Genomic DNA, 17,649 nt, shown 5'->3' on the forward strand with positions numbered 1-17,649 from the left:
CTATTGAATAACGGAGACCGTCAGCGGGCCTTCGTCTGTTTCGATATCGGGCAACGTGATACGCGCCCGACGCGCCAAAGCGTCGATCTGAATATCTACGGCGGGCACAGCTTTTACGCCAGGCACATCGCGCACCTTGGCGCGCACCAGGTTTTCGATCTCGACCCGACTGGGTGCCTTGACCATGATCTTCTCGAAATAGGGCATGCCCCAGCTCTGATCCAAAAACCACTCGCCCAGAAAGGTCAGCAAAGTCACCGTGATCTGCTGACGAATCCGCTGGGCACCACCGACCAACATCAGATCCTGATCCGTCCCCACAGCCAGATCATGCTTGTTATCCAGTTTCAGATCCCATCCCATTACACCGGCCCCCCAGACTTGCTACCACCAGACTGCACGCCGCTGTGCGCGTGGTCAGAACCGATGTTCTTATTGTTGTGCGTAAGCCGCCCGCCCTGGAAGCTGGCACCGCCTTGAATGCTGATCGAATGGCCCTGCCCGCCGGACCCCGCCATGCCGGCGGTATAAGTCAACAGGCCATTGATGGTCACTGGGCTATCAAAAACCGTTTCGTCTGCAATGACATGCTGACGCGGCACCCGGATGGTCAGGCTGCCGTCGGGAGCCAGCTTCATCGAGCCGGCACCGTACTGAACCGAGACGTTATCCGTATCGGCCTGCGGCCCTGGCCGCATGACCGGCGAGGCGAAGGCATCGGTCAGATCGAACTGGCGCGGGTCATCGGGAGCCTGATCCGATCCGGACAGCCAGTTTTCCAGGCTGCGCTGCGAGAAATGCAGCAGCACCGGATCGCCCGCTTTCAGCGGCACCGTAATCATGGCCCGCCCGCCGTCCGCAATCGGCCAGCACACCGGCACCTGCACAATCATGGGCGCGGCCAGGGTTTCACCATTGGCCAATTGCTTGGGCAAGGCCGGTCGAACCGTTGCGCTGACTCCATCGTAGGCCTGGATCACACCAGGCAGGCACACATTGACTTCCGCCAACGCCACCGCAATTTGCTCATTCATGGTTTTCCCTTTTCTTTGGACACGGCATGTCGGCTCGCCAGCTTCAGTTCGGTGATCCACTCGCCCTGCCCGCTCCAATCGCCTTTATGCTGCACCGTCTCGATACGAAACCAATCTGTGGCAGCGGAGCATTCCAGCTTGACCAGATCGCCCGGGTTCAAGGTCGGCAAGAGCAAGGATTTCACGCTCCAGCCATCGCTCTGCTGCCGGGACGACACTGTTTTCTGATTATCATCGGTCTTTTGGGAGTCCTGACGGGCCTTCTCGCGCGCACTTTCACCCACACGCTCCGGAACTCCGACCAGGCCACTATCGGCGGCCAAAACAAAGCCCTCGCGAGGCGTGACTCCCCCACGCCGGATCACCTGCAACTCGCCGTTCTGGATGGAATATTCCAAGCCGGTACCTTGCACAACCTTATGCAACGCCACGTGTGCCGCGCCGTAATAGCTAAAGCCGTTCTGCCAGACCCGATCAGGCACATCGGCAGCCATCTTCAGGCGCAAGCCCATCTTGCGGGCAATATCCTGCACAATGGATCGCGCCCGCACACCAGGAGCACAGCCCAAACTGACCACCGTATCGCGGATCTGCGCAAAGCCATCCCGCACATCCAGCTCGGTAATCATATCGACCCCGTCCGTGTACGTGCGGCCGTGCAGCAAGGTGCCATACGCCATCAGTAGCGCACCGTCCTCCTGCGCGTAGCCGGCATATAAGGCAACGACATTGTCGGGTTCGACCATCGTCTCGCGCGTGGTCAGGCTCAGATTCCAGATCTTGATCTTGATCTTGTTGGGCTCCTCGCTCGTATCCTTGGAAACATCAAATGTGATGCGCAGCGGCGGGGCTATCTCGACACCGGTCTGACCCGGCTTACCCACCAAAAGCCGATAAATCCGATCAAAGCGCGGCATACTCGGCCTCGCTCATGTAATACAAAGTGGCCTGGGCATTCCTGAAGGAATCTCGCCCTAACGACAGGCTGTCATCCTGCCGATGCACCATAAACTCTCCAGGCGGCACGGCCAGGTGCCTGAACTGCCCCAGCAAAGGGCTGCCTGGCACCAGGGCCACGCCCTGCAATACAACGGCCGTGCGGGCGTCTTGCAGCCCCAACACCCACAGACCGGCCTCGCTGTTCCAGTCCAGTCGTAAAAAATAGGTGTTTCCCTCCAGGCTGGCTTCAACGACGAAGCTGTTCTGGTCTGCCAATGGAATCGCAATCATGTGCCTTACTCCGTTTATGTCACCGGGGCCGGCGGCACGTCCGTGGCCGTGGCATCGCTGACCTTGCCGCTCTTGGCCCCCGTCTGTCCGGCCTTGCCCTTGGCAGACTGCGCCACATTGGCCGGGGGCAAATGCCCTTCCCGCAACGTCACCATGACGATTTTCTGAAAGCTGCACTCCAGGCTTAATTGTTCACCACTCGGACTACGCGAGATCTTGGCGCTCAGCATCGCAAAATTCACGTAGACATCGGACCCCGTCACAATGGTGACCGGTACGCGCCGCTCCTGAATCTGGCGCAGCGCGTCTTTGACCGCCATCAATTTGGAACGACCGCTCGAGCCGAACGCAAAAATGCTGGCTGCCGTGATCACCCCGGACACCGTCAACTTTTCGGGCTCGCAAGCGATATGGTCCGTAATCGTGCTTCCATCCTCGACTGCGTGCGCACTGACCTTGGCGGACAGTTCGGTCTGCTCGGTCAGCAACGCATCCAAGGGAATACTGCCCACCAGCGTCTGATTGCCTGTCAGACCAAACAACAAAGATACAAATGCCATACTGAGCACCCATAAAAATGCCGCCCAAAGGCGGCTGACCTCAAGGAGCTGCCTCTACGTTAGGCATGCCCATACCGGATGCAAACGGAGCAGCCGACCCATAGCCCTGCTGCACGCCATGCTGTGCTGCGAGTGCAATCCTGCCGGGATCGCTATCTTTGGTGTGGATATTGATGGTCGTCATGCGGCCATCGGTATAGCTTGCCTCGGCACTGACGCCAGGCGCCGGGGTACTGAAGCCAAATGTGCTCATCAAGGTGTCCACGCCGGGAATCTTCTTGACCATGCCCGTAAAGAAGTCGCCCACTTTCGCAAACTGCTGCTCAAACCAGTCAAACAGATTCTTAAAGACGGCTTGGATCGCCTGCCAGGCCTGATCAGCCGCATTGGTAAAGCTGTCCCACAAGCCGGTGACGACCTCGGTGATCTTGCCCCAGTGCGCGAACAACAGCGCAACAACAGCCACAATCAAGGTCGGAATCCAGCCAATCACCATGACCAGCCCAAGAACCACGGTTCCGATCATGCTGAATTTGGACAGCCACTGGTCCAACTGCTCCGATGAAAAACCAAACAGATTCCTCACCCACTCCAGGGCATCCCGTACCGCCTGGATCTTGCCTTCCCATTCGCTGGACTGCCCGATAATGGACCCCAGCAGTGAATCACCACCCGACAGCCACGCCTGAACATCGCTGAAAATCAGACTGATGGCCTCCAGCACGATCATCCAGCGCAGAAAAGGAGCCAACATCACCCAGAATTGCCTGGCGAGCACGCTTGTCAGGCCCGATAAGCCGCGCAGCACCGCCCCCAAGGACACAGCGCTGCCCACCAGACGGTTCATCGCCCAGGATGCCCCCATCAGCAGCAACAGATCCAGAATTTCGCGCAGATTGTCGCCAAGAAAGCGCAACACCGTTGTCAAAAACTTAATGACACCGTGCTGCTTGAGCATCTCCCAGCTGGTTCTGCCCACCTGATCCTGAAAGTCCGTCATCGCCCCTTGAAGGGACTTGGGCATCGCCTGGACATCCTTGCTCATGCCCGACAACTGGCTGCGCAAGGCGGGAATCATGGCTTCGGTCGTAATCTTGCCTTCGTTGACCAATTGCTGAAAATTTTCCCGAGTCGCGCCCAGCGCCGGACTGGTCTGGTTCAACCCCGCCAACAAATAACTGAGCATGCGCTGATTCGTGCTCAGCATGCTCTGGAAACCTTGGCCGCTCAATGCCCCCTTATTCATGTCCTGAGCGAACTGCTCAATGAACTGGGCAGCCTGGCTGGCGTCGGCACCGCTGGCTGCCAAGGACAGGTTCGTGGCCGAAACCACATCCAGGGTATCCCGCGTACTCTTGCCCAGCGCCTTCATGGCCTGATCGGTACGCACAAACAAATCCACACTGGCTTCGAAAGGCTGATGCGACTGGCGCGAACTGGCCGACAGTTCCTGATCGACCGCCGCGAACTCCTCCTGGCTGCCGGTGGCCCCTTTTAACCGCGCCTGGGTCCGGCCAAACTGGTCCCCCGCCATCACAAACGATTTCAGCGTGTCAAAGCCGACAAACTCCCTGACCACGCCACGAACCGCCCCGGCCAAGGAGTTAAACCGCCCTTGGATGTCCTTGACGTTCTGCACAGAACGCCGCTGCTCCTGGTTCAGTTGGCGTTGCGCCCAGATCGTGCGCATCACGCTATCGACCGCGGCGACATGGTCTTTCAGCGATTCGCGCGCACTCGCACGCCAACTGCTCGCCGCAGTGCGCCCATGCGCCGCAACCTGGCCAAGCCACGACTGCACGGCTTGAATGTCCTGTTTCAGGCTGGAGTTATCGACCTGATAACGTATCAGCGTTACAACTTCACGAACAGTGGTCATTTTCTATCCGCCAGGTGTTCGGCCTGAGCCGCGGCCTCGGCGTCCATGAGATGGTTGAGTTTGATCAAATCGAGCAGCAGGACCTCCCGCCGGCGCACTTCGCCGACGGTGGTCCGGCCTGCCATCACAGGCCGCCAGATCAGAAATTCCCGCTGGATTTCTGCGCGATACGAGCCAACTGGTCTGCTTTGACTAGGCTCAGGTCCAGACCAAAATGGCTGAGCCAACGCCCCAAAGGGGCTGCAAAATTGACCTTGATCACGTGAAACAGCAGTTCCAGAATTTCCGTGAACTCGCGAAACGCCAACGCGCGCGCCGCCTTGTCCAAAGCCATATCCTGGCCGTTGATCGAGACGGCGACCGAATCCGCTGTCACCAGCCGATCGACCCAGGTCTTGAGCTGCTTGCCATCGAGCTTGAGGGACAGTTTCTCGATGGCGCTGGCCATCGCCAGCCCCCCTTGCTCCTCGCTCTGGCCCAATCCGGCCGAGATCAGATCGCCAATGGCCGGCAGCAGGTCTTTTTGCAGATCGCCAAAGACCTCCAAGGCCTCGAAGGCATCCATCGGCGTAATGAAAAAGGTACTTTCATTGACCTTGACTTCGACAGGACGTGCCATCAGTCGCCACCCCCGCCGTGCGTGAATGCACCTACGGCTTCCAGCACCCATTCTTTGTTGGTGGGCGTGTTGGCAAAGGTCGCCGCCGCTTGCTTGACCATCCAGGCCGTGCCTGCAAACAGCGTGCCGCCGCGCAGATCCGTCACCAGAATCGGGAAGGCACCATTGCCGCCCGACAGACGATCCGCATTGCACAAGTCCGACAGCACTGCATTACTGCGGCTGGTCGGCTGCAGCGTGATCTTGACGGTGTGGCGCGGGTCATGACTGAGCGTGCGGGTCACATCGCCGTACACGCCCACGACGCTGGCGACACCCTCGCCCTTGGGTTCGATGCTTAGAAAGCTGCTTTCGGACACGCCCGAAACAGTGTGCGCGCCCACCACGATCTTGACCTGTTTGGGGTCGTACGTTTTCACATTAGTTGCCATTTCCGGCTCCAGAAAGAAAAGCCCAGCTCATGGCCGGGCGAAGTTTGTTAGACGGCGTAGCTCAGGCTGCCTTTGACTTCGGCCACATGAATGGCACCGGCCAGCCGCGCGGTGAAGCTGACATCGCGCAACACGCGATTGGCCTTGTCGTTGAACGGAACCTGGCTGCTGCGAGGCAGGCGCAAGGTGTAGCTGGGCACGATGCGATCGTTCTCGTCCAGTTCCTCGGGCGCAATGCCGCCGCGACGCACGTTCAGATCCAGCGGAGCGCGGATCGCGTTGCCGATCATCTGGATGCCATCGTCGGTAAACGGCGTACGGCCATCGGCATTGATCATGGCCGAGGCCACCGACACTTTGATCTGATCGACCAGCGCATCGCGCAAGCGAATGACGTCAATCCATTCACCCGCGGCCGTCTTGCCGCCTTGGGTCACGGCGAAATTGCGGAATCGCTCGAAGGTGGAGAAGTTCTTGCCGTGTGCGGTCAGGGCCTGGCCTTCGCTCAGCTCGTCGTACGCAATGCCCGCCAGTTTCTTCAAGGCCCACGACTCCTGGCCAGGGTAGAAGGTGAACATGGACGACATGATGGCCGCCTCCGGATACTGGGTCTGAGCCCGGGCGCTGTACAGACCGAAAGTACGGAAGTACTGGCTGGCCTGCAGGTCCGAGGCCAGGTCGTTGCTGATGCCTGCATCGATGATGCCGGGTTCGTCGCTGGCCGTACCGAACAGCTTTTCATTGGATTCGGTCCAGGCGGCGGCCGCCTTCACATCGGCCGGGACGCGACTGGTCAGCACCAGGCCATACCAGTTGAATGGTCCATTGGCAATGGCAGCCAGCGCCTGCGTAACGGTCTCCACGCTGGGCGTGATCGCCATGGACAGATTGCCTTTAAGTTGCACCGACATGGCGGCACCGATCGTGTTGTTGCTCACCGTCACCACACCGGCCGCGGCGGTCGCCGTGAATGGGGCGGCGGTGTTGTTGATGGCCGAGGCCAAGCCGGTGGCCACTGCGGCCACCGTGTCGGTAGCCAGCGCGGTGTAGATGGCCTGAGCCTGTACCTGGTTGCCGGACGAGTCACGCCAGCGCAGCAACGCAAGGTACTCGGCACCGACGGCGGCGTGCGATACGGTAATTTTCAGCTCGTCGACCTGGCGACGACCGATGAAGACCTGACGCACCGACGGGATCTGCGCAAACGCGTCGCGGGCGGCCCAGTACAGCGGGTCGCTGTCCTGCAGGCCCATATCCAGCAACTCGTTGGCGCTGGTAATGGTCATGGCTCGCGCCGTAGACAGAACGTGGCTGCCCAGAATGAGCATGTCCGAAAAAGACTGTTCGTTGATCGCGGTCGTACGCAACGCAATGGTCACGTCAGCGATCCGGGAAAGTGTTGCCATGAGGTGGCTCCAAAAGAAAAAGCCACCGTGGCGGTGGCTGTGGCAGTGAAAAAAATGGTCCGGCTCAAGGGGCCCTGAATATCTTGGGCACCCACTCGCCCGCACGGGCGTTCATGCCGACCTCGACGGTGTCGATAAGGCCGACGTCATCTTCAATAAAGGCGGTGTGCCCGGACTCCAGATCCAGAACGGCCCGGGGCTCTTGCCCTCCGCCCTCCAGCGGCACGGACAAAACCTGCAGACGCACCGGCCGCAGCGCCGTGATGTTGAGCTGTTCGCTCAGGTCCTGCATCGCCTGATTCTGCAAAACAAGCTGCAATGTATCCAGGGCATCGAAGCCGCCAGAACCGAAATACTGCAAACGGATGGAAACCGGTCGATGAAAACTGACTCGGCCGGCCCCCGTTGCACGAACAGGCGCACGCTGGCCCGAGCCAAGTTCGCCCAGCTCCAGTCCCAGCATAATGAAAGGCCGGGCAGGCAAAGCGTCGGTGTGATCGCTGTGGATCACCGTGCCGGGAGCCACCGCTGTCGAGATCAGGGTATAGAAATCGTGACGCACACTACTCATCGGTTTCCTCTTCAGAAGAGCCGCCGCATCCGGTTGCCCGGCGCGGCATGCAACAGGCGACACCGTGACCGGGCGGCCACAAAAAAAACGCCCCGAAACCGGATGGATATCCAATTTCTGGGGCGCTGATGAATGGCGGGGCTCCTGTCTGTGGACGCAACTTCGCCGCAGATATTGTCCCAACTAGGGTCCTAATTCGCAACTACTTCCTGAAAACTCATGTCCCAATCGCCGCCAGGCATAGCTCGTAGAGCGCGTGCCCTCTCCGATCCGTTCCACATGGCCGCCCTCGATCAAATAGTCCAGCACGCGTCTGACGCCCTTGCGGGCCGCCTCTGTTTGCGCCGGCGTCAGGGACCGGCCGGACGTAGCCTCCCGCACCAATTGCCCCATGCGAAATGCCCGTCCAGGATAAGGACGCATCAGGCCCAGAATCTCGCTGGCGTACTTCACGGCAGCACCTCCCGTTCCACCAAAGACCTGAACTGATCCAGATGCCGCCTGTAGTCCTCGTCCCGCAACACGGCACCGGTCGCCTGCTGAATCCAGCGACGCGCCTGCACCCGGCGCTCGGTCGCCGAGTAGCGACCAAATTGCGAGTTCTTACGGGTGTATTCGGCCTGCACCACCATCGCCTCATGCCTGGGCAGACGCCGGTACAGACGATCTACCGCTTGCGCATGATCTTCGTTAACAGGCCGGCAGTCCCCCTCGTCCTCGGGCACATACGGTTCCATATTGCCCACCGTCGCACCCGACCAGCACCAGCGGGTCCAGTTCCACAGCAAATCATCACCACTTAGCTCGTACATGCATCCTCCTGTCTGTCCGGTACACCGCCCCGCCGGGGCACTTTCAATAAGAACGGCTGACGCCTTGCCGCCCAGCGGCAACAGCGCCTGCCTATCGATACGGCTCATGCCCTTAGACACCCGGGCTGATCACGCTTTAAGCATTGCGCCAGCTCCTGTTCGCTGAGCGGCTGAAACCCGATGCGTTGCGTATCCACGCCGCCTTGCAGCGTTGCTTTGGCTCGCGCCGCATCGCCGATCAACACCGGAGGCTCGATAGGCTGGCCTGCATGGGCGTTCTGCGTCTCGGCAATTCCAGGCAGCCAGCGCGGATGCTCCAGGTCCGTGCGTATGGCGTAGCCACGATAGCGAGTCTCGAATTCGCGAGCCACAAACGGCCACTCCCCTTCTGTTTTCGTGCCCAGCGCCGCCCAACCGCCCATATCCTGCAGGACGGCCAGGATGACCGGATCATCGAATGTCACGCTGCGATACACGCCGACCGAACGAACGCCCCTGTCCACTTTGGTCCAGGCCAGCAAGGCCGAGTCCTGCGAGGACCCGCGCAGCAATTTGACGATATCCGACGGCCTGGGCATGAATTGGCCATTGTCCGGATTCATGCAATGCGCCCCCAAAGCCTGACGCACGGCCTGGAAGTCAAACGGAACCATGGCCTCCCACCAGACACTTAACGCAAAGCGGGACGTGTTCTTGCCATAAAAGGCGGACACGTCGGCCAGCAGAGCGAAAAAATCTCTTTTGTGCGTCTCTTGCATATCAGCCTCCCATCGCCGCCCGACGGGCGATCTCCCGATTGCTCGCCTCCAGGCTTTCCTGGGCATTCAAGGCCTGTGCCGATGCCGTGTTCTTGACGGCAAAAAGTCCGGTCCAGCCTCGTTCTATGCTTTGTTCGATGACGGCGGCTGGTGATTGGCCTTGCTCGTACAATCTGGTCAAGGTCCGCAAAGACAGGCGCTGCGCAGCCGCAATCCAGGCCTTGCCGCTTTTCAGCTTGCGAAAGTCGTGCCACATCCGCCAGAGTTCGGGATCGAGCCAACCGGGGATATCCAGCCCAAACAGTTTTGATGATTCCTGACGGTTCATGGACGATTCAATGATGGTTATATGCGGGTGCAAGCTGCTGCGCCCTTTCGGACGCTCAATTGCACCCTTTGCGTTGTCCATTGCGCTGTTCATGTGCCCAGTTGCGCCCTTATCGGCACACACAAAGGGTGCACAATCTGCATGCTTATCCTGATCAGGAATAGGCGCACTTTCTGCGCCGTTTGCGCAAACCGATAATTCCCCACCATTAATCCAGTCCGGATTAATGCGATATTCACGCGACTGGCCTCGCCCACCATGCCCGTTTTTCACCAGAATCAACCAGCCGCTCTGCTCCATGCGACGCAATTGATATTGCACCGTGCGCCGCGATTGGCGTGTTTTCGACATCAGATGCTCGACTGACGGAAATACCCTGGCCCCTTCATCGTCGGCATGATCGGCCAATGCCAGCGCAAGAATCATTTCTCCGCCACCACTAGGATATCGTTCAAACACCGCCGTCATTACTTTGACGCTCATACCAGCTCCCTACCTCGCACGAGGTTTCAGATGACACGGGCGCAGCACCAGACCGCTCTATCCCGAGCGGTCCTGAAATAGGGTTGCTGCAACCTTTTCCTGATCAAAAAAAACAGGTCTTGAATGTGTGAAAAGACTCAGGGCACGGACCCTGTCTCCACCCGCCGAGAAGAAGAATGTGAGCCATCTGTCCTAGGCGTATTGCCCGGGTCCTGGGCCAGATACCCCAACAGGGCCAGATAGGGCCGAAAGAGCCCGGCATGTTCTAGCAATACCCGCGATGGGATGCCACGCTTTTTCCAGTTGCTGACGCGTTGCACAGCGCCAGGCGTCTGCCCGAACCCGAGCAGGCGCGCCACCTTGGTCGGCCCACCCATGCTGGTAATGATTATGTTGGCTTTATCCATAACCAATTAAACAATATGTTTAATATTTGGTCAACAGTATGTGTAACAACAGAGTTCACGTTTTGTTTATCCTTTTGACATGAATAAATCCGTGTTCTCTACCATGATGCAATGGGCCAAGATCGAAGGCTGGAGCCAAAGCGACCTGGCCAACCGGATCGGTGTGTCCCCGCAGAACATCACCAACTGGAAGATACGCGGTGTCCCGTCCGACAGACACGCACAGATCGCTGCCTTGTTCGGCAAAACCGTCGATCAATTGCTTGGCAACAGCCCGACAGGTACAGCGGGGACGCATACCTGGCCTTTTGCAGCTATCGACGAGCAAAAACTCTGTGCGCTTAGCCCCAGCGATGCCCTTCGCCTTGAAAGCATTATTTTGCTTGGCGCTGCCCAACTGGGCATAGACATCAAAAAATAAACAGTCCGCCGGGCATTAAATCCACGACCTGCAGTCACGCAGGTAAACGCCGTGCGTCCTATTCTTTCCCCACGATGCCAATTGTGTATCGTGGGGATTTTTGTATTTTTTTTCATTTACGAAAAAAATGTCCATTCTTATTAAACAGCAAATAAGATTGACTAAAAATACTGTATGAATATACAGTTATTGTATTCGATTTATGTAATATATCGACATTCAAAAACTAATTTTCCGTGAGCCGCTGACTTTACCGCCCGCATCAACAATGAAAAAGCAAAAGCGACCTGAAGCCCTCTCCTCTCCGACCCCAGCCTTCAGCAGTTCAGACCCCGAGCTGCTTCAAAAACTGGAACAGTTGGAAGCCCTGCTGATTCATGCCGTGTCAGCCAATGTTCAACACATCGCGCCAAGCAGCCAAAAAAGCCTGCTGGAGCTGGCCCACGACATCACGTGCTCGGCCATCATCATGGTCCACGACCAACGCCATCAATAACAAAATCCAAGTGTAGCGGATGTACCGTTTTAAACATTTTGTTGATTTTATATTAAACTTAATGTTTAATCGCTGCAAGCCGGCAACCTGACAGACAGGTGCCACCATCCACAGAAAGACCTGAATGGAGCACCAATGCTATCCGTCACTCAAACCGCCCAACGCCTGGGTGTCTCCCCCAGAACCGTATACGACCTGGCCGCCCCTGCCGGCCCCATTCCCTGCCACCGCATAGGCCGGCGCATTTTATTCAGCCACGACGATCTTCAGGAGTATCTTCAGTCATGCCGATATACCGCGACAAAGCGCGCGGCTGCTACGTATTCGAATTCGACCGAATCATCGGTGGGCAGCGCGTCCGGACTCGAAAGGCTCTTCCAAAAACATGGACGAAAGCCAAAGCTGACGCCTACGACAGACAAGAGAGCGATCGGATCTACGCCGTCGCCACACGCATCGCAACACCCGACTACCTGATCGAGAGCGCCGTTGCGCTGTATATCCGCGAACATGCTCCAACACTGAAGTCGGCCGACAACATCATTGCGGAGCTGGCCTTGATGTACTGGGCCTACAAAGGACGGCCACTATCCACCCTGGCCGAGGTCTGCAAAGACTATTCGCGCAAAGCATGCAAAGAAAATGGCGAACCACTCGCGCCCAGCACGCTACGAAACCGCATTCGCTACTTGACCAGCGCCTGCCGCTACGCATGGAAACACCACAATATGGGGGTCCGCGATCCAGCGGAAAAAGTCATCGCGCCTGCGGTGCGCAACGAGCGTCAGTTCTATATCTCGCGCGCGGAAATGCTGCAGCTCTGCCGGGCATGCGCCTGCCGGTCCACGCGCGCAGCAATACGGATTGCTTTCTACAGCGGCATGCGCATGGGTGAAATCATTCAGGCCCAACAACTCAGCGACTACTTTAAGCTGACGGACACCAAAAACGGCGAACCCAGAATCGTGCCGATTCACCCTCGCATCCGGCCATGCCTGACCATCAAACTCAAAGACGGAATAACCATGTCCAAACGCTTCAAACGCGCGGCAAGAGACATAGGAAAAGGAGAGTTACGATTTCACGATCTACGCCACGCCGCCGCCAGCGAGATGATTAATGCCGGCGTGGACCTGTTTACCGTCGGCGCTGTTCTTGGCCACCGCTCGGCCGTCAGCACCAAACGCTATGCGCACCTGGCTACCGACGCGCTGAAAACCGCGCTGCATAAAATCGGCACGAACGAGAAATAGCGAAAAATCCCCCACAGACAATCGAAAAAAGCAAAAGGCCGCTTAAATTAAGCGGCCTATCTTTTTGATTTTACTGAAAATTCTGTGGTGCCCCCCCCGTGAGTCGAACACGGCACCAACGGATTATGAGTCCGCTGCTCTAACCAAGCATGAGCTAGAGGGGCAGATCGAAGCGATCAAGTCGGCAATTATTACACAAAGTCGCTGGCTGTGCATGCGAGAGCGGGGACTTATCGTGCTCGGATCAGGGTAGACACAGTGCCTGACTCCATCACTACGTTTCCTAACCGGGCAGAAACTCTATTCAACTGGCTTTCAGGTATGCTTGTGCTCTTGTCCGCTTCCCCGTTTTTGCTGTGAAAAAATCGTCTCCTCAAGCCGATCTGTGTCCTTGCGGCAGCGGCGCGATGTACGCCTCTTGCTGCGGCCGCTGGCATGCCGGGCCCTTGCGCCTGCAAGCGCCCGACGCCGCCGCCTTGATGCGTTCGCGCTACAGCGCCTTTGTGCGCAACGATCTGGCCTATCTTCTGGACACCTGGCATCCATCCACCCGTCCTGCAACGCTGGAACCCAATCCGACCGGCTTGCAATGGTTGGGCTTGCAAGTGCGCCGTCACGAACAAAGCAACGCGGATACGGCCACGGTCGAATTCGTTGCCCGCAGTCGGCTAAACGGACGCGCCAACCGCTTGCACGAAACCAGCCGCTTTGTCCGGGAACAGGGCCACTGGCTATATATAGATGGCCAGTTCCATGACTGAACTACATATTGAACAGGTCGACTGCCAGGATCTGCCCCTGGCGCTTTTGCTGAACGCCGATCCCTGCCCGGATCAGATCGCACGCTATCTGGCCGTCGGCACAGGCTGGCGCGTGCGGCGACGCGACCAAACCCTGGCGGCAGCCATACTGATGCCGCACACGGAGCAGACCTGGGAATTGATGAATATCGCTGTGCAGCCACAACAGCAGGGCCGGGGCTTGGGCGCCCAACTATTGCAAGCGCTGATTGCGTTTCTGCGCGCGCGTCAGGCACAGCAATTGCTCGTGGGTACGGGCGCTTTCGGCTATCCTCTCACCTTTTATCAGCGCGCCGGTTTTCGGGTCATGCGAATAGAACACGATTATTTTCTGCGCCATTACGCGCAGCCGCTATTCGAGGATGGCATCCAGCACAAAGACAGGCTGATTCTAAGCCTGGCGCTGTCCTGATCCTTCACCGATTTCTACGCTTTCATAAAGAATTTCTATGCTGAGCACTCTGACTGACTTTGCCAACCAGGCAACACAAGTAATCGCCGCCAATCCACAATGGGTAGCGCCTGCCGTTTTTGCCTTGTGCTTTGTGGAATCGCTACCTTTTCTGGCCCTGCTTGTGCCTGGCACCGCCATCTTGCTATCGGTAGGCGCATTGGTGGGGGCCGGAGAAATGCCGATCCTGCCCGTATGGCTGGCCGTCACCCTGGGTGCCGGACTGGGCAACTGGATTTCCTTCTGGCTCGGACAGCGCTACGGCGGCAATCTGTTTCACTTTGAATGGGCCCGCAAACGTCTGCATATGTACGTCAAGGCGCAGGCCTTTTTCGCCCGCTGGGGCTGGTTCAGCATTGTGGCCTGCCGCTTTATAGGTCCGCTGCGCGCCACTGTTCCGCTTATCGCTGGCACCTGCAATATGTCGCCGCTGGCGTTTCATATTTCCTCTTGGGCATCGGCCTGCCTGTGGGCCAGCGTGCTGCTGCTGCCCGGCTGGCTCAGTTTCCAGTACATGTAAAAGCCCATGACCCCACTGACAAGCAGCTATCTGACCCTGTCCGCCGCCATTGTCTGCGAGATCATCGCCACCAGCCTGTTGCAGCAATCGCAACAGTTCACGCGCTTGGTACCCAGCGTGCTGACCGCCCTGTTCTACGCCGGGGCCTTTTATTTTCTGTCACTCAGCTTGCGTACCTTGCCCGTGGGTGTGGCCTACGCAATATGGAGCGGCGTAGGCATTGTGCTGATCTCTTTGATCGGCTGGCTGCTGTTCCAGCAAAAGCTGGACCTGCCCGCCCTGATCGGCATAGGTTTTATTGTCGTCGGGGTACTGATCGTCAATCTCTTTTCCAAAACCGTCGGCCACTGAACGGAGCCCGCTCATGATCGCCCTGATTCAACGCGTGCGGCGCGCGCAAGTGGATATTGAAGAACAGACCGTGGCACAAATCGGCGCTGGCATGTTGGTCCTGGTCTGCGCCGAACACGACGATACGCCCGAACAGGCCGATCGTCTGCTGGACAAGCTGCTGGCGATGCGCATCTTTCAGGACGAACACGGCAAAATGAACCTGAATGTGCAACAAACCGGCGGCCAGTTGCTGCTGGTCAGCCAGTTCACCCTGGCGGCCGATACCCGCAAAGGCAACCGCCCCGGCTTCAGCCGCGCCGCAGCCCCCGCCATCAGCCAACCGCTGTTCGATGAACTGGTGCGCCGGGCGCAAACACGGCTGCCGGGAACCCAGGCAGGTGTATTCGGGGCCGATATGCAAGTTAGCCTGATCAATGACGGTCCAGTCACCATCCCGCTGCATTTGCCGCCCAAAAGTGCGGAAAATTGACGATTGCCATCGAAAATAAGGCTCCCTATAATGCCCGCTGGGTGTATTTGCGGCGTGGTGTTGCAAAACAGGTTAAATAAATGCGCAGGTCGGGCCGCCTCGCGGAGACTTGCCGACCATGTCATCCATGACTCCCGGTGCGCCGATTCCGCGCGCCCATGCTTTTACCCGCCAGCTACAGCAACAGTTGCAGCGTCTACTTCATATTGAAGCCCTGGCAGGCATCATTCTGTTGCTGGCCGCCGCCCTGGCCCTGATCTGGGCCAATTCCTCCTATGCCGACAGCTACCATGCGCTATGGCATACCCAGTTGACGCTGGAGCTAGGCTCCTGGCGTTTTTCCCAAGATCTGCACTTTGTGGTCAACGACATTCTGATGACCCTGTTCTTCTTGGTCGTGGGCATGGAAATCCGCCGCGAAATCCACGACGGCGCGCTGTCGGACTGGCGCTCGGCCATGCTGCCCGTCTGCGCGGCATTGGCAGCCATCACCCTGCCCGCCCTGATCTACGCGGCCATGAACCCGGAACCCACGCTCTTGCAAGGCTGGGCCATTCCCACCGCTACCGACATTGCCTTCGCCGTGGGCGTGCTGGCCTTGCTGGGCCGCTCCCTGCCCGGCAGCCTGCGGGTCTTTTTGCTGGCCTTGGCGATTATTGATGATCTGGTTGCCATCCTGATCATTGCCTTTTTCTACTCCGGCGGTCTGGACTACAGTGCCTTTCTGATCGCCGGACTGGGCGTGGCCGCAGTGCTGGGCCTGCAGAAACTGGGCATAGGCTCGGCCTGGGCCTATGTTCTGCCAGGTGCCATCTTGTGGTTCGGCATGCTCAAGACCGGTGCCCATCCGACTCTGGCTGGTGTGGTGTTGGGCATGATGAGCCCGGTGCGCTCCCTGCCGCTGCCAGGCACCGCGCACGCCATGACGATGGAGCTGGCCCAGAAGCTGGGACAACAGAAAGACCCGCACGATGTGCTGCATACCCTGCGCAATCTACAACTGGCGCAGCGCGAAATGCTCGCGCCGGTTGACCGCATTCCGGCCTTGCTACACCCTTGGGTGGCCTTTACCATCATGCCCATTTTTGCGCTGGCCAACGCCGGCGTCAGCATGGGCGGCCTGGACCTGTCGGCGGCCAGTTCGCAAAGCACGCTGCTGGGAGTGGCTATCGCGCTGATCGTGGGCAAACCCCTGGGCGTGCTGCTAGGCACCTGGCTGCCCGTGCGCCTGGGCCTGTGCACCCTGCCGGCGGGCATGGACTGGGCCGGCGTCACCCTGATCGGCATGCTGGCCGGTATCGGCTTTACCATGTCTATTTTTGTGGCTAACCTGGCCTTTAGCCAGGCCGAATTGCTGGATGCCGCCAAACTGGGCGTCTTGTGCGGTTCGCTGGTCTCTGCTGTGCTGGGCTTGTGTTGGGGTCTGGTCCTGCAACGCCGCTACCGCCGTCAGGCCGCGGCAGCCTGATACGCCGCAAAAAAGGGGAGACAAGAGCGTCTCCCCTCAGACTGCTGACAAACCCCGCTGTTACACCCGTGTCTGTTTGCTCAGCCCAAACACAGGTTCGGACCGTAGGGCTAACACATCACTATGTCGCGTTCGGTCGTTGAGCGAAGCAGAAACGACATCGAAACAGGCGAGTCCGGCGGCCCTGATTCGGCGGGCTGGGGCCTTCGCCCGCGCTGCGCGCCGGTTCCCTTGCCGGCTGGCCGGGACAGGCGCCCCGTTAACTCGCCGCGTGGTTCGTGCCGAACCACAAGCGCGCGTCTCAAACAGAACGGGGCTTGCCCCCTGTCCCGGCCATCCGTCGGCGGCGAATGCCCTGACTCGCCCGCCGAATCAGGGCCACCGAACTCACCCCGGCAACGTGATGGTTTCAGGCCCACGGCCCATCGACCAACCCTACCAGGCGGGAGCTCTCTCGGTCGCCCCTAGTCTTGCTATCCGTGAATCTCCCATAGACCAAAGATTGAAATCTATGCCATCAGGGCTTCGAGCCGCTCAAGGCGCACGCTGAACGGGGCAGGCGGGTCAGATGGCTTGCCGCAGGCGGGGCGCGAGGACGGGGGACACGTGTCGTGCTGTTTGACGGCGGCGCTTGTCGCTCGCCTGGGGGGCGAGCGACCCGCCGGAGTTCACGACGCGCCCGGCCCCGCGAACCGACCAGGGCACCGGCGCGCAGCGCCGGCAAGCCGTCAGCCTGCCCCGTTCAGCGTGCGCCTTGAGCGGCGTCTATAGAAAACCGGTTCGGCAATAAACATCGGCAGCCGAAGGGAATGCAAAAAAAGCCAGCCCACATTCAAGGGCTGGCAAGAGGATTTTACGCAAAGGTTTGTCAGCAGCCTAAGGAGAGACAAGCGTATCTC

24 protein-coding genes, 1 tRNA gene and 1 pseudogene are annotated in these 17,649 nt (G+C 58.8%); 10 read left to right on the forward strand and 16 right to left on the reverse strand.

All coding sequences use genetic code 11. From position 1 onward, the window contains the following. The 15 genes from AADW57_RS10780 to AADW57_RS10850 all read right to left on the reverse strand — a co-directional run bounded on the left by AADW57_RS10780 (nucleotide 1) and on the right by AADW57_RS10850 (nucleotide 10,518). A complete protein-coding gene (locus AADW57_RS10780; protein WP_341666897.1) occupies nucleotides 1-363 on the reverse strand; it encodes a hypothetical protein in 363 nt (120 codons plus the stop codon). Continuing rightward, complete coding sequence (locus tag AADW57_RS10785) at nucleotides 363-1,034, reverse strand: Gp138 family membrane-puncturing spike protein (RefSeq protein ID WP_341666898.1); 672 nt, start codon at nucleotides 1,032-1,034, stop codon at nucleotides 363-365. The genes AADW57_RS10780 and AADW57_RS10785 overlap by 1 nt, the downstream gene beginning before the upstream one ends. Next, complete coding sequence (locus AADW57_RS10790; RefSeq protein WP_341666899.1) at nucleotides 1,031-1,951, reverse strand: phage protein; 921 nt, start codon at nucleotides 1,949-1,951, stop codon at nucleotides 1,031-1,033. The genes AADW57_RS10785 and AADW57_RS10790 overlap by 4 nt, the downstream gene beginning before the upstream one ends. Beyond that, nucleotides 1,938-2,264: a phage baseplate plug family protein gene (locus AADW57_RS10795; protein ID WP_341666900.1), complete on the reverse strand. Its 327-nt coding sequence runs from the start codon at nucleotides 2,262-2,264 to the stop codon at nucleotides 1,938-1,940. The genes AADW57_RS10790 and AADW57_RS10795 overlap by 14 nt, the downstream gene beginning before the upstream one ends. Nucleotides 2,265-2,278: 14 nt before the next feature. Continuing rightward, nucleotides 2,279-2,824 (reverse strand): phage baseplate protein, encoded by a 546-nt coding sequence (locus tag AADW57_RS10800; RefSeq protein ID WP_341666901.1) that lies wholly within the window; start codon nucleotides 2,822-2,824, stop codon nucleotides 2,279-2,281. A gap of 40 nt (nucleotides 2,825-2,864) precedes the next feature. Next, nucleotides 2,865-4,703, reverse strand: coding sequence for a tape measure protein (locus AADW57_RS10805; RefSeq protein WP_341666902.1), 1,839 nt, complete (start codon nucleotides 4,701-4,703; stop codon nucleotides 2,865-2,867). Nucleotides 4,704-4,842: 139 nt separating this feature from the next. Further along, nucleotides 4,843-5,322, reverse strand: coding sequence for a phage tail assembly chaperone (locus tag AADW57_RS10810; RefSeq protein WP_341666903.1), 480 nt, complete (start codon nucleotides 5,320-5,322; stop codon nucleotides 4,843-4,845). Beyond that, complete coding sequence (locus AADW57_RS10815) at nucleotides 5,322-5,753, reverse strand: phage structural protein (protein ID WP_341666904.1); 432 nt, start codon at nucleotides 5,751-5,753, stop codon at nucleotides 5,322-5,324. Before AADW57_RS10815 ends, AADW57_RS10810 begins: the two co-directional genes overlap by 1 nt. Before the next feature lie 47 nt (nucleotides 5,754-5,800). Continuing rightward, entirely contained in the window at nucleotides 5,801-7,159 is a 1,359-nt protein-coding gene (locus AADW57_RS10820) for a DUF3383 family protein (protein ID WP_341666905.1), read from the reverse strand. Between the two features lie 64 nt (nucleotides 7,160-7,223). Continuing rightward, nucleotides 7,224-7,730 (reverse strand): phage neck terminator protein, encoded by a 507-nt coding sequence (locus tag AADW57_RS10825; protein WP_341666906.1) that lies wholly within the window; start codon nucleotides 7,728-7,730, stop codon nucleotides 7,224-7,226. Between the two features lie 183 nt (nucleotides 7,731-7,913). Then, nucleotides 7,914-8,183 carry a hypothetical protein gene (locus AADW57_RS10830; protein WP_341666907.1) on the reverse strand — a complete coding sequence of 90 codons (270 nt, stop codon included), beginning with the start codon at nucleotides 8,181-8,183 and terminating at the stop codon, nucleotides 7,914-7,916. Beyond that, nucleotides 8,180-8,650: a hypothetical protein gene (locus AADW57_RS10835; RefSeq protein ID WP_341666908.1), complete on the reverse strand. Its 471-nt coding sequence runs from the start codon at nucleotides 8,648-8,650 to the stop codon at nucleotides 8,180-8,182. Before AADW57_RS10835 ends, AADW57_RS10830 begins: the two co-directional genes overlap by 4 nt. Further along, nucleotides 8,647-9,300 carry a DUF6475 domain-containing protein gene (locus tag AADW57_RS10840; RefSeq protein WP_341666909.1) on the reverse strand — a complete coding sequence of 218 codons (654 nt, stop codon included), beginning with the start codon at nucleotides 9,298-9,300 and terminating at the stop codon, nucleotides 8,647-8,649. Before AADW57_RS10840 ends, AADW57_RS10835 begins: the two co-directional genes overlap by 4 nt. 1 nt (nucleotide 9,301) lies before the next feature. Next, nucleotides 9,302-10,111 (reverse strand): helix-turn-helix domain-containing protein, encoded by an 810-nt coding sequence (locus AADW57_RS10845; RefSeq protein ID WP_341666910.1) that lies wholly within the window; start codon nucleotides 10,109-10,111, stop codon nucleotides 9,302-9,304. Between the two features lie 137 nt (nucleotides 10,112-10,248). After that, a complete protein-coding gene (locus AADW57_RS10850) occupies nucleotides 10,249-10,518 on the reverse strand; it encodes a hypothetical protein (RefSeq protein WP_341666911.1) in 270 nt (89 codons plus the stop codon). A gap of 79 nt (nucleotides 10,519-10,597) precedes the next feature. On the opposite strand from AADW57_RS10850, the gene AADW57_RS10855 reads away from it, so the two are divergent. From AADW57_RS10855 to AADW57_RS10865, 4 genes and pseudogenes are all read left to right on the forward strand, one after another. Further along, nucleotides 10,598-10,939 carry a helix-turn-helix transcriptional regulator gene (locus AADW57_RS10855; protein WP_341666912.1) on the forward strand — a complete coding sequence of 114 codons (342 nt, stop codon included), beginning with the start codon at nucleotides 10,598-10,600 and terminating at the stop codon, nucleotides 10,937-10,939. 268 nt (nucleotides 10,940-11,207) lie between these two features. Beyond that, nucleotides 11,208-11,435, forward strand: a complete 228-nt coding sequence (locus AADW57_RS10860; RefSeq protein WP_341666913.1) for a hypothetical protein — start codon at nucleotides 11,208-11,210, stop codon at nucleotides 11,433-11,435. A 135-nt stretch (nucleotides 11,436-11,570) separates the two neighbouring features. Continuing rightward, nucleotides 11,571-11,705, forward strand: a pseudogene (locus AADW57_RS16775) (helix-turn-helix domain-containing protein); the annotation flags it as partial. Nucleotides 11,706-11,719: 14 nt separating this feature from the next. Next, the gene (locus AADW57_RS10865) at nucleotides 11,720-12,688 is read left to right on the forward strand and encodes a tyrosine-type recombinase/integrase (protein WP_341666914.1); all 969 of its coding nucleotides are present in this window, start codon (nucleotides 11,720-11,722) and stop codon (nucleotides 12,686-12,688) included. A gap of 85 nt (nucleotides 12,689-12,773) precedes the next feature. On the opposite strand, the gene AADW57_RS10870 is transcribed toward AADW57_RS10865, so the two are convergent. After that, a tRNA-Ile gene (locus AADW57_RS10870) sits at nucleotides 12,774-12,852 on the reverse strand. A 192-nt stretch (nucleotides 12,853-13,044) separates the two neighbouring features. On the opposite strand from AADW57_RS10870, the gene AADW57_RS10875 reads away from it, so the two are divergent. From AADW57_RS10875 to nhaA, 6 genes are all read left to right on the forward strand, one after another. Then, complete coding sequence (locus tag AADW57_RS10875) at nucleotides 13,045-13,449, forward strand: YchJ family protein (protein ID WP_341666915.1); 405 nt, start codon at nucleotides 13,045-13,047, stop codon at nucleotides 13,447-13,449. Continuing rightward, entirely contained in the window at nucleotides 13,442-13,900 is a 459-nt protein-coding gene (locus AADW57_RS10880; protein WP_341666916.1) for a GNAT family N-acetyltransferase, read from the forward strand. Before AADW57_RS10875 ends, AADW57_RS10880 begins: the two co-directional genes overlap by 8 nt. A gap of 37 nt (nucleotides 13,901-13,937) precedes the next feature. Beyond that, nucleotides 13,938-14,459, forward strand: coding sequence for a DedA family protein (locus AADW57_RS10885; RefSeq protein ID WP_341666917.1), 522 nt, complete (start codon nucleotides 13,938-13,940; stop codon nucleotides 14,457-14,459). 6 nt (nucleotides 14,460-14,465) lie between these two features. Further along, nucleotides 14,466-14,810, forward strand: a complete 345-nt coding sequence (locus AADW57_RS10890) for a DMT family transporter (protein WP_341666918.1) — start codon at nucleotides 14,466-14,468, stop codon at nucleotides 14,808-14,810. 13 nt (nucleotides 14,811-14,823) lie between these two features. Beyond that, nucleotides 14,824-15,282, forward strand: a complete 459-nt coding sequence (gene dtd / locus AADW57_RS10895; RefSeq protein WP_341666919.1) for a D-aminoacyl-tRNA deacylase — start codon at nucleotides 14,824-14,826, stop codon at nucleotides 15,280-15,282. A gap of 118 nt (nucleotides 15,283-15,400) precedes the next feature. Beyond that, on the forward strand, nucleotides 15,401-16,750 hold the full coding sequence (gene nhaA, locus AADW57_RS10900) for a Na+/H+ antiporter NhaA (protein WP_445819142.1): 1,350 nt from the start codon (nucleotides 15,401-15,403) through the stop codon (nucleotides 16,748-16,750). Nucleotides 16,751-17,649: the final 899 nt, after the last annotated feature.

The sequence above is a fragment of the Alcaligenes sp. SDU_A2 genome, assembly GCF_038237375.1.
Lineage (GTDB): Bacteria > Pseudomonadota > Gammaproteobacteria > Burkholderiales > Burkholderiaceae_B > Alcaligenes.

What these genes read in the sequence shown, in the direction of transcription:
- AADW57_RS10780 (WP_341666897.1), bottom strand. Translation starts at nt 363, where the DNA reads ATGGGATGGGATCTGAAACTGGATAACAAGCATGATCTGGCTGTGGGG.
- AADW57_RS10785 (WP_341666898.1), bottom strand. Translation starts at nt 1,034, where the DNA reads ATGAATGAGCAAATTGCGGTGGCGTTGGCGGAAGTCAATGTGTGCCTG.
- AADW57_RS10790 (WP_341666899.1), bottom strand. Translation starts at nt 1,951, where the DNA reads ATGCCGCGCTTTGATCGGATTTATCGGCTTTTGGTGGGTAAGCCGGGT.
- AADW57_RS10795 (WP_341666900.1), bottom strand. Translation starts at nt 2,264, where the DNA reads ATGATTGCGATTCCATTGGCAGACCAGAACAGCTTCGTCGTTGAAGCC.
- AADW57_RS10800 (WP_341666901.1), bottom strand. Translation starts at nt 2,824, where the DNA reads ATGGCATTTGTATCTTTGTTGTTTGGTCTGACAGGCAATCAGACGCTG.
- AADW57_RS10805 (WP_341666902.1), bottom strand. Translation starts at nt 4,703, where the DNA reads ATGACCACTGTTCGTGAAGTTGTAACGCTGATACGTTATCAGGTCGAT.
- AADW57_RS10810 (WP_341666903.1), bottom strand. Translation starts at nt 5,322, where the DNA reads ATGGCACGTCCTGTCGAAGTCAAGGTCAATGAAAGTACCTTTTTCATT.
- AADW57_RS10815 (WP_341666904.1), bottom strand. Translation starts at nt 5,753, where the DNA reads ATGGCAACTAATGTGAAAACGTACGACCCCAAACAGGTCAAGATCGTG.
- AADW57_RS10820 (WP_341666905.1), bottom strand. Translation starts at nt 7,159, where the DNA reads ATGGCAACACTTTCCCGGATCGCTGACGTGACCATTGCGTTGCGTACG.
- AADW57_RS10825 (WP_341666906.1), bottom strand. Translation starts at nt 7,730, where the DNA reads ATGAGTAGTGTGCGTCACGATTTCTATACCCTGATCTCGACAGCGGTG.
- AADW57_RS10835 (WP_341666908.1), bottom strand. Translation starts at nt 8,650, where the DNA reads ATGAGCCGTATCGATAGGCAGGCGCTGTTGCCGCTGGGCGGCAAGGCG.
- AADW57_RS10840 (WP_341666909.1), bottom strand. Translation starts at nt 9,300, where the DNA reads ATGCAAGAGACGCACAAAAGAGATTTTTTCGCTCTGCTGGCCGACGTG.
- AADW57_RS10845 (WP_341666910.1), bottom strand. Translation starts at nt 10,111, where the DNA reads ATGAGCGTCAAAGTAATGACGGCGGTGTTTGAACGATATCCTAGTGGT.
- AADW57_RS10850 (WP_341666911.1), bottom strand. Translation starts at nt 10,518, where the DNA reads ATGGATAAAGCCAACATAATCATTACCAGCATGGGTGGGCCGACCAAG.
- AADW57_RS10855 (WP_341666912.1), top strand. Translation starts at nt 10,598, where the DNA reads ATGAATAAATCCGTGTTCTCTACCATGATGCAATGGGCCAAGATCGAA.
- AADW57_RS10860 (WP_341666913.1), top strand. Translation starts at nt 11,208, where the DNA reads ATGAAAAAGCAAAAGCGACCTGAAGCCCTCTCCTCTCCGACCCCAGCC.
- AADW57_RS10865 (WP_341666914.1), top strand. Translation starts at nt 11,720, where the DNA reads ATGCCGATATACCGCGACAAAGCGCGCGGCTGCTACGTATTCGAATTC.
- AADW57_RS10880 (WP_341666916.1), top strand. Translation starts at nt 13,442, where the DNA reads ATGACTGAACTACATATTGAACAGGTCGACTGCCAGGATCTGCCCCTG.
- AADW57_RS10885 (WP_341666917.1), top strand. Translation starts at nt 13,938, where the DNA reads ATGCTGAGCACTCTGACTGACTTTGCCAACCAGGCAACACAAGTAATC.
- AADW57_RS10890 (WP_341666918.1), top strand. Translation starts at nt 14,466, where the DNA reads ATGACCCCACTGACAAGCAGCTATCTGACCCTGTCCGCCGCCATTGTC.
- dtd (WP_341666919.1), top strand. Translation starts at nt 14,824, where the DNA reads ATGATCGCCCTGATTCAACGCGTGCGGCGCGCGCAAGTGGATATTGAA.
- nhaA (WP_445819142.1), top strand. Translation starts at nt 15,401, where the DNA reads ATGTCATCCATGACTCCCGGTGCGCCGATTCCGCGCGCCCATGCTTTT.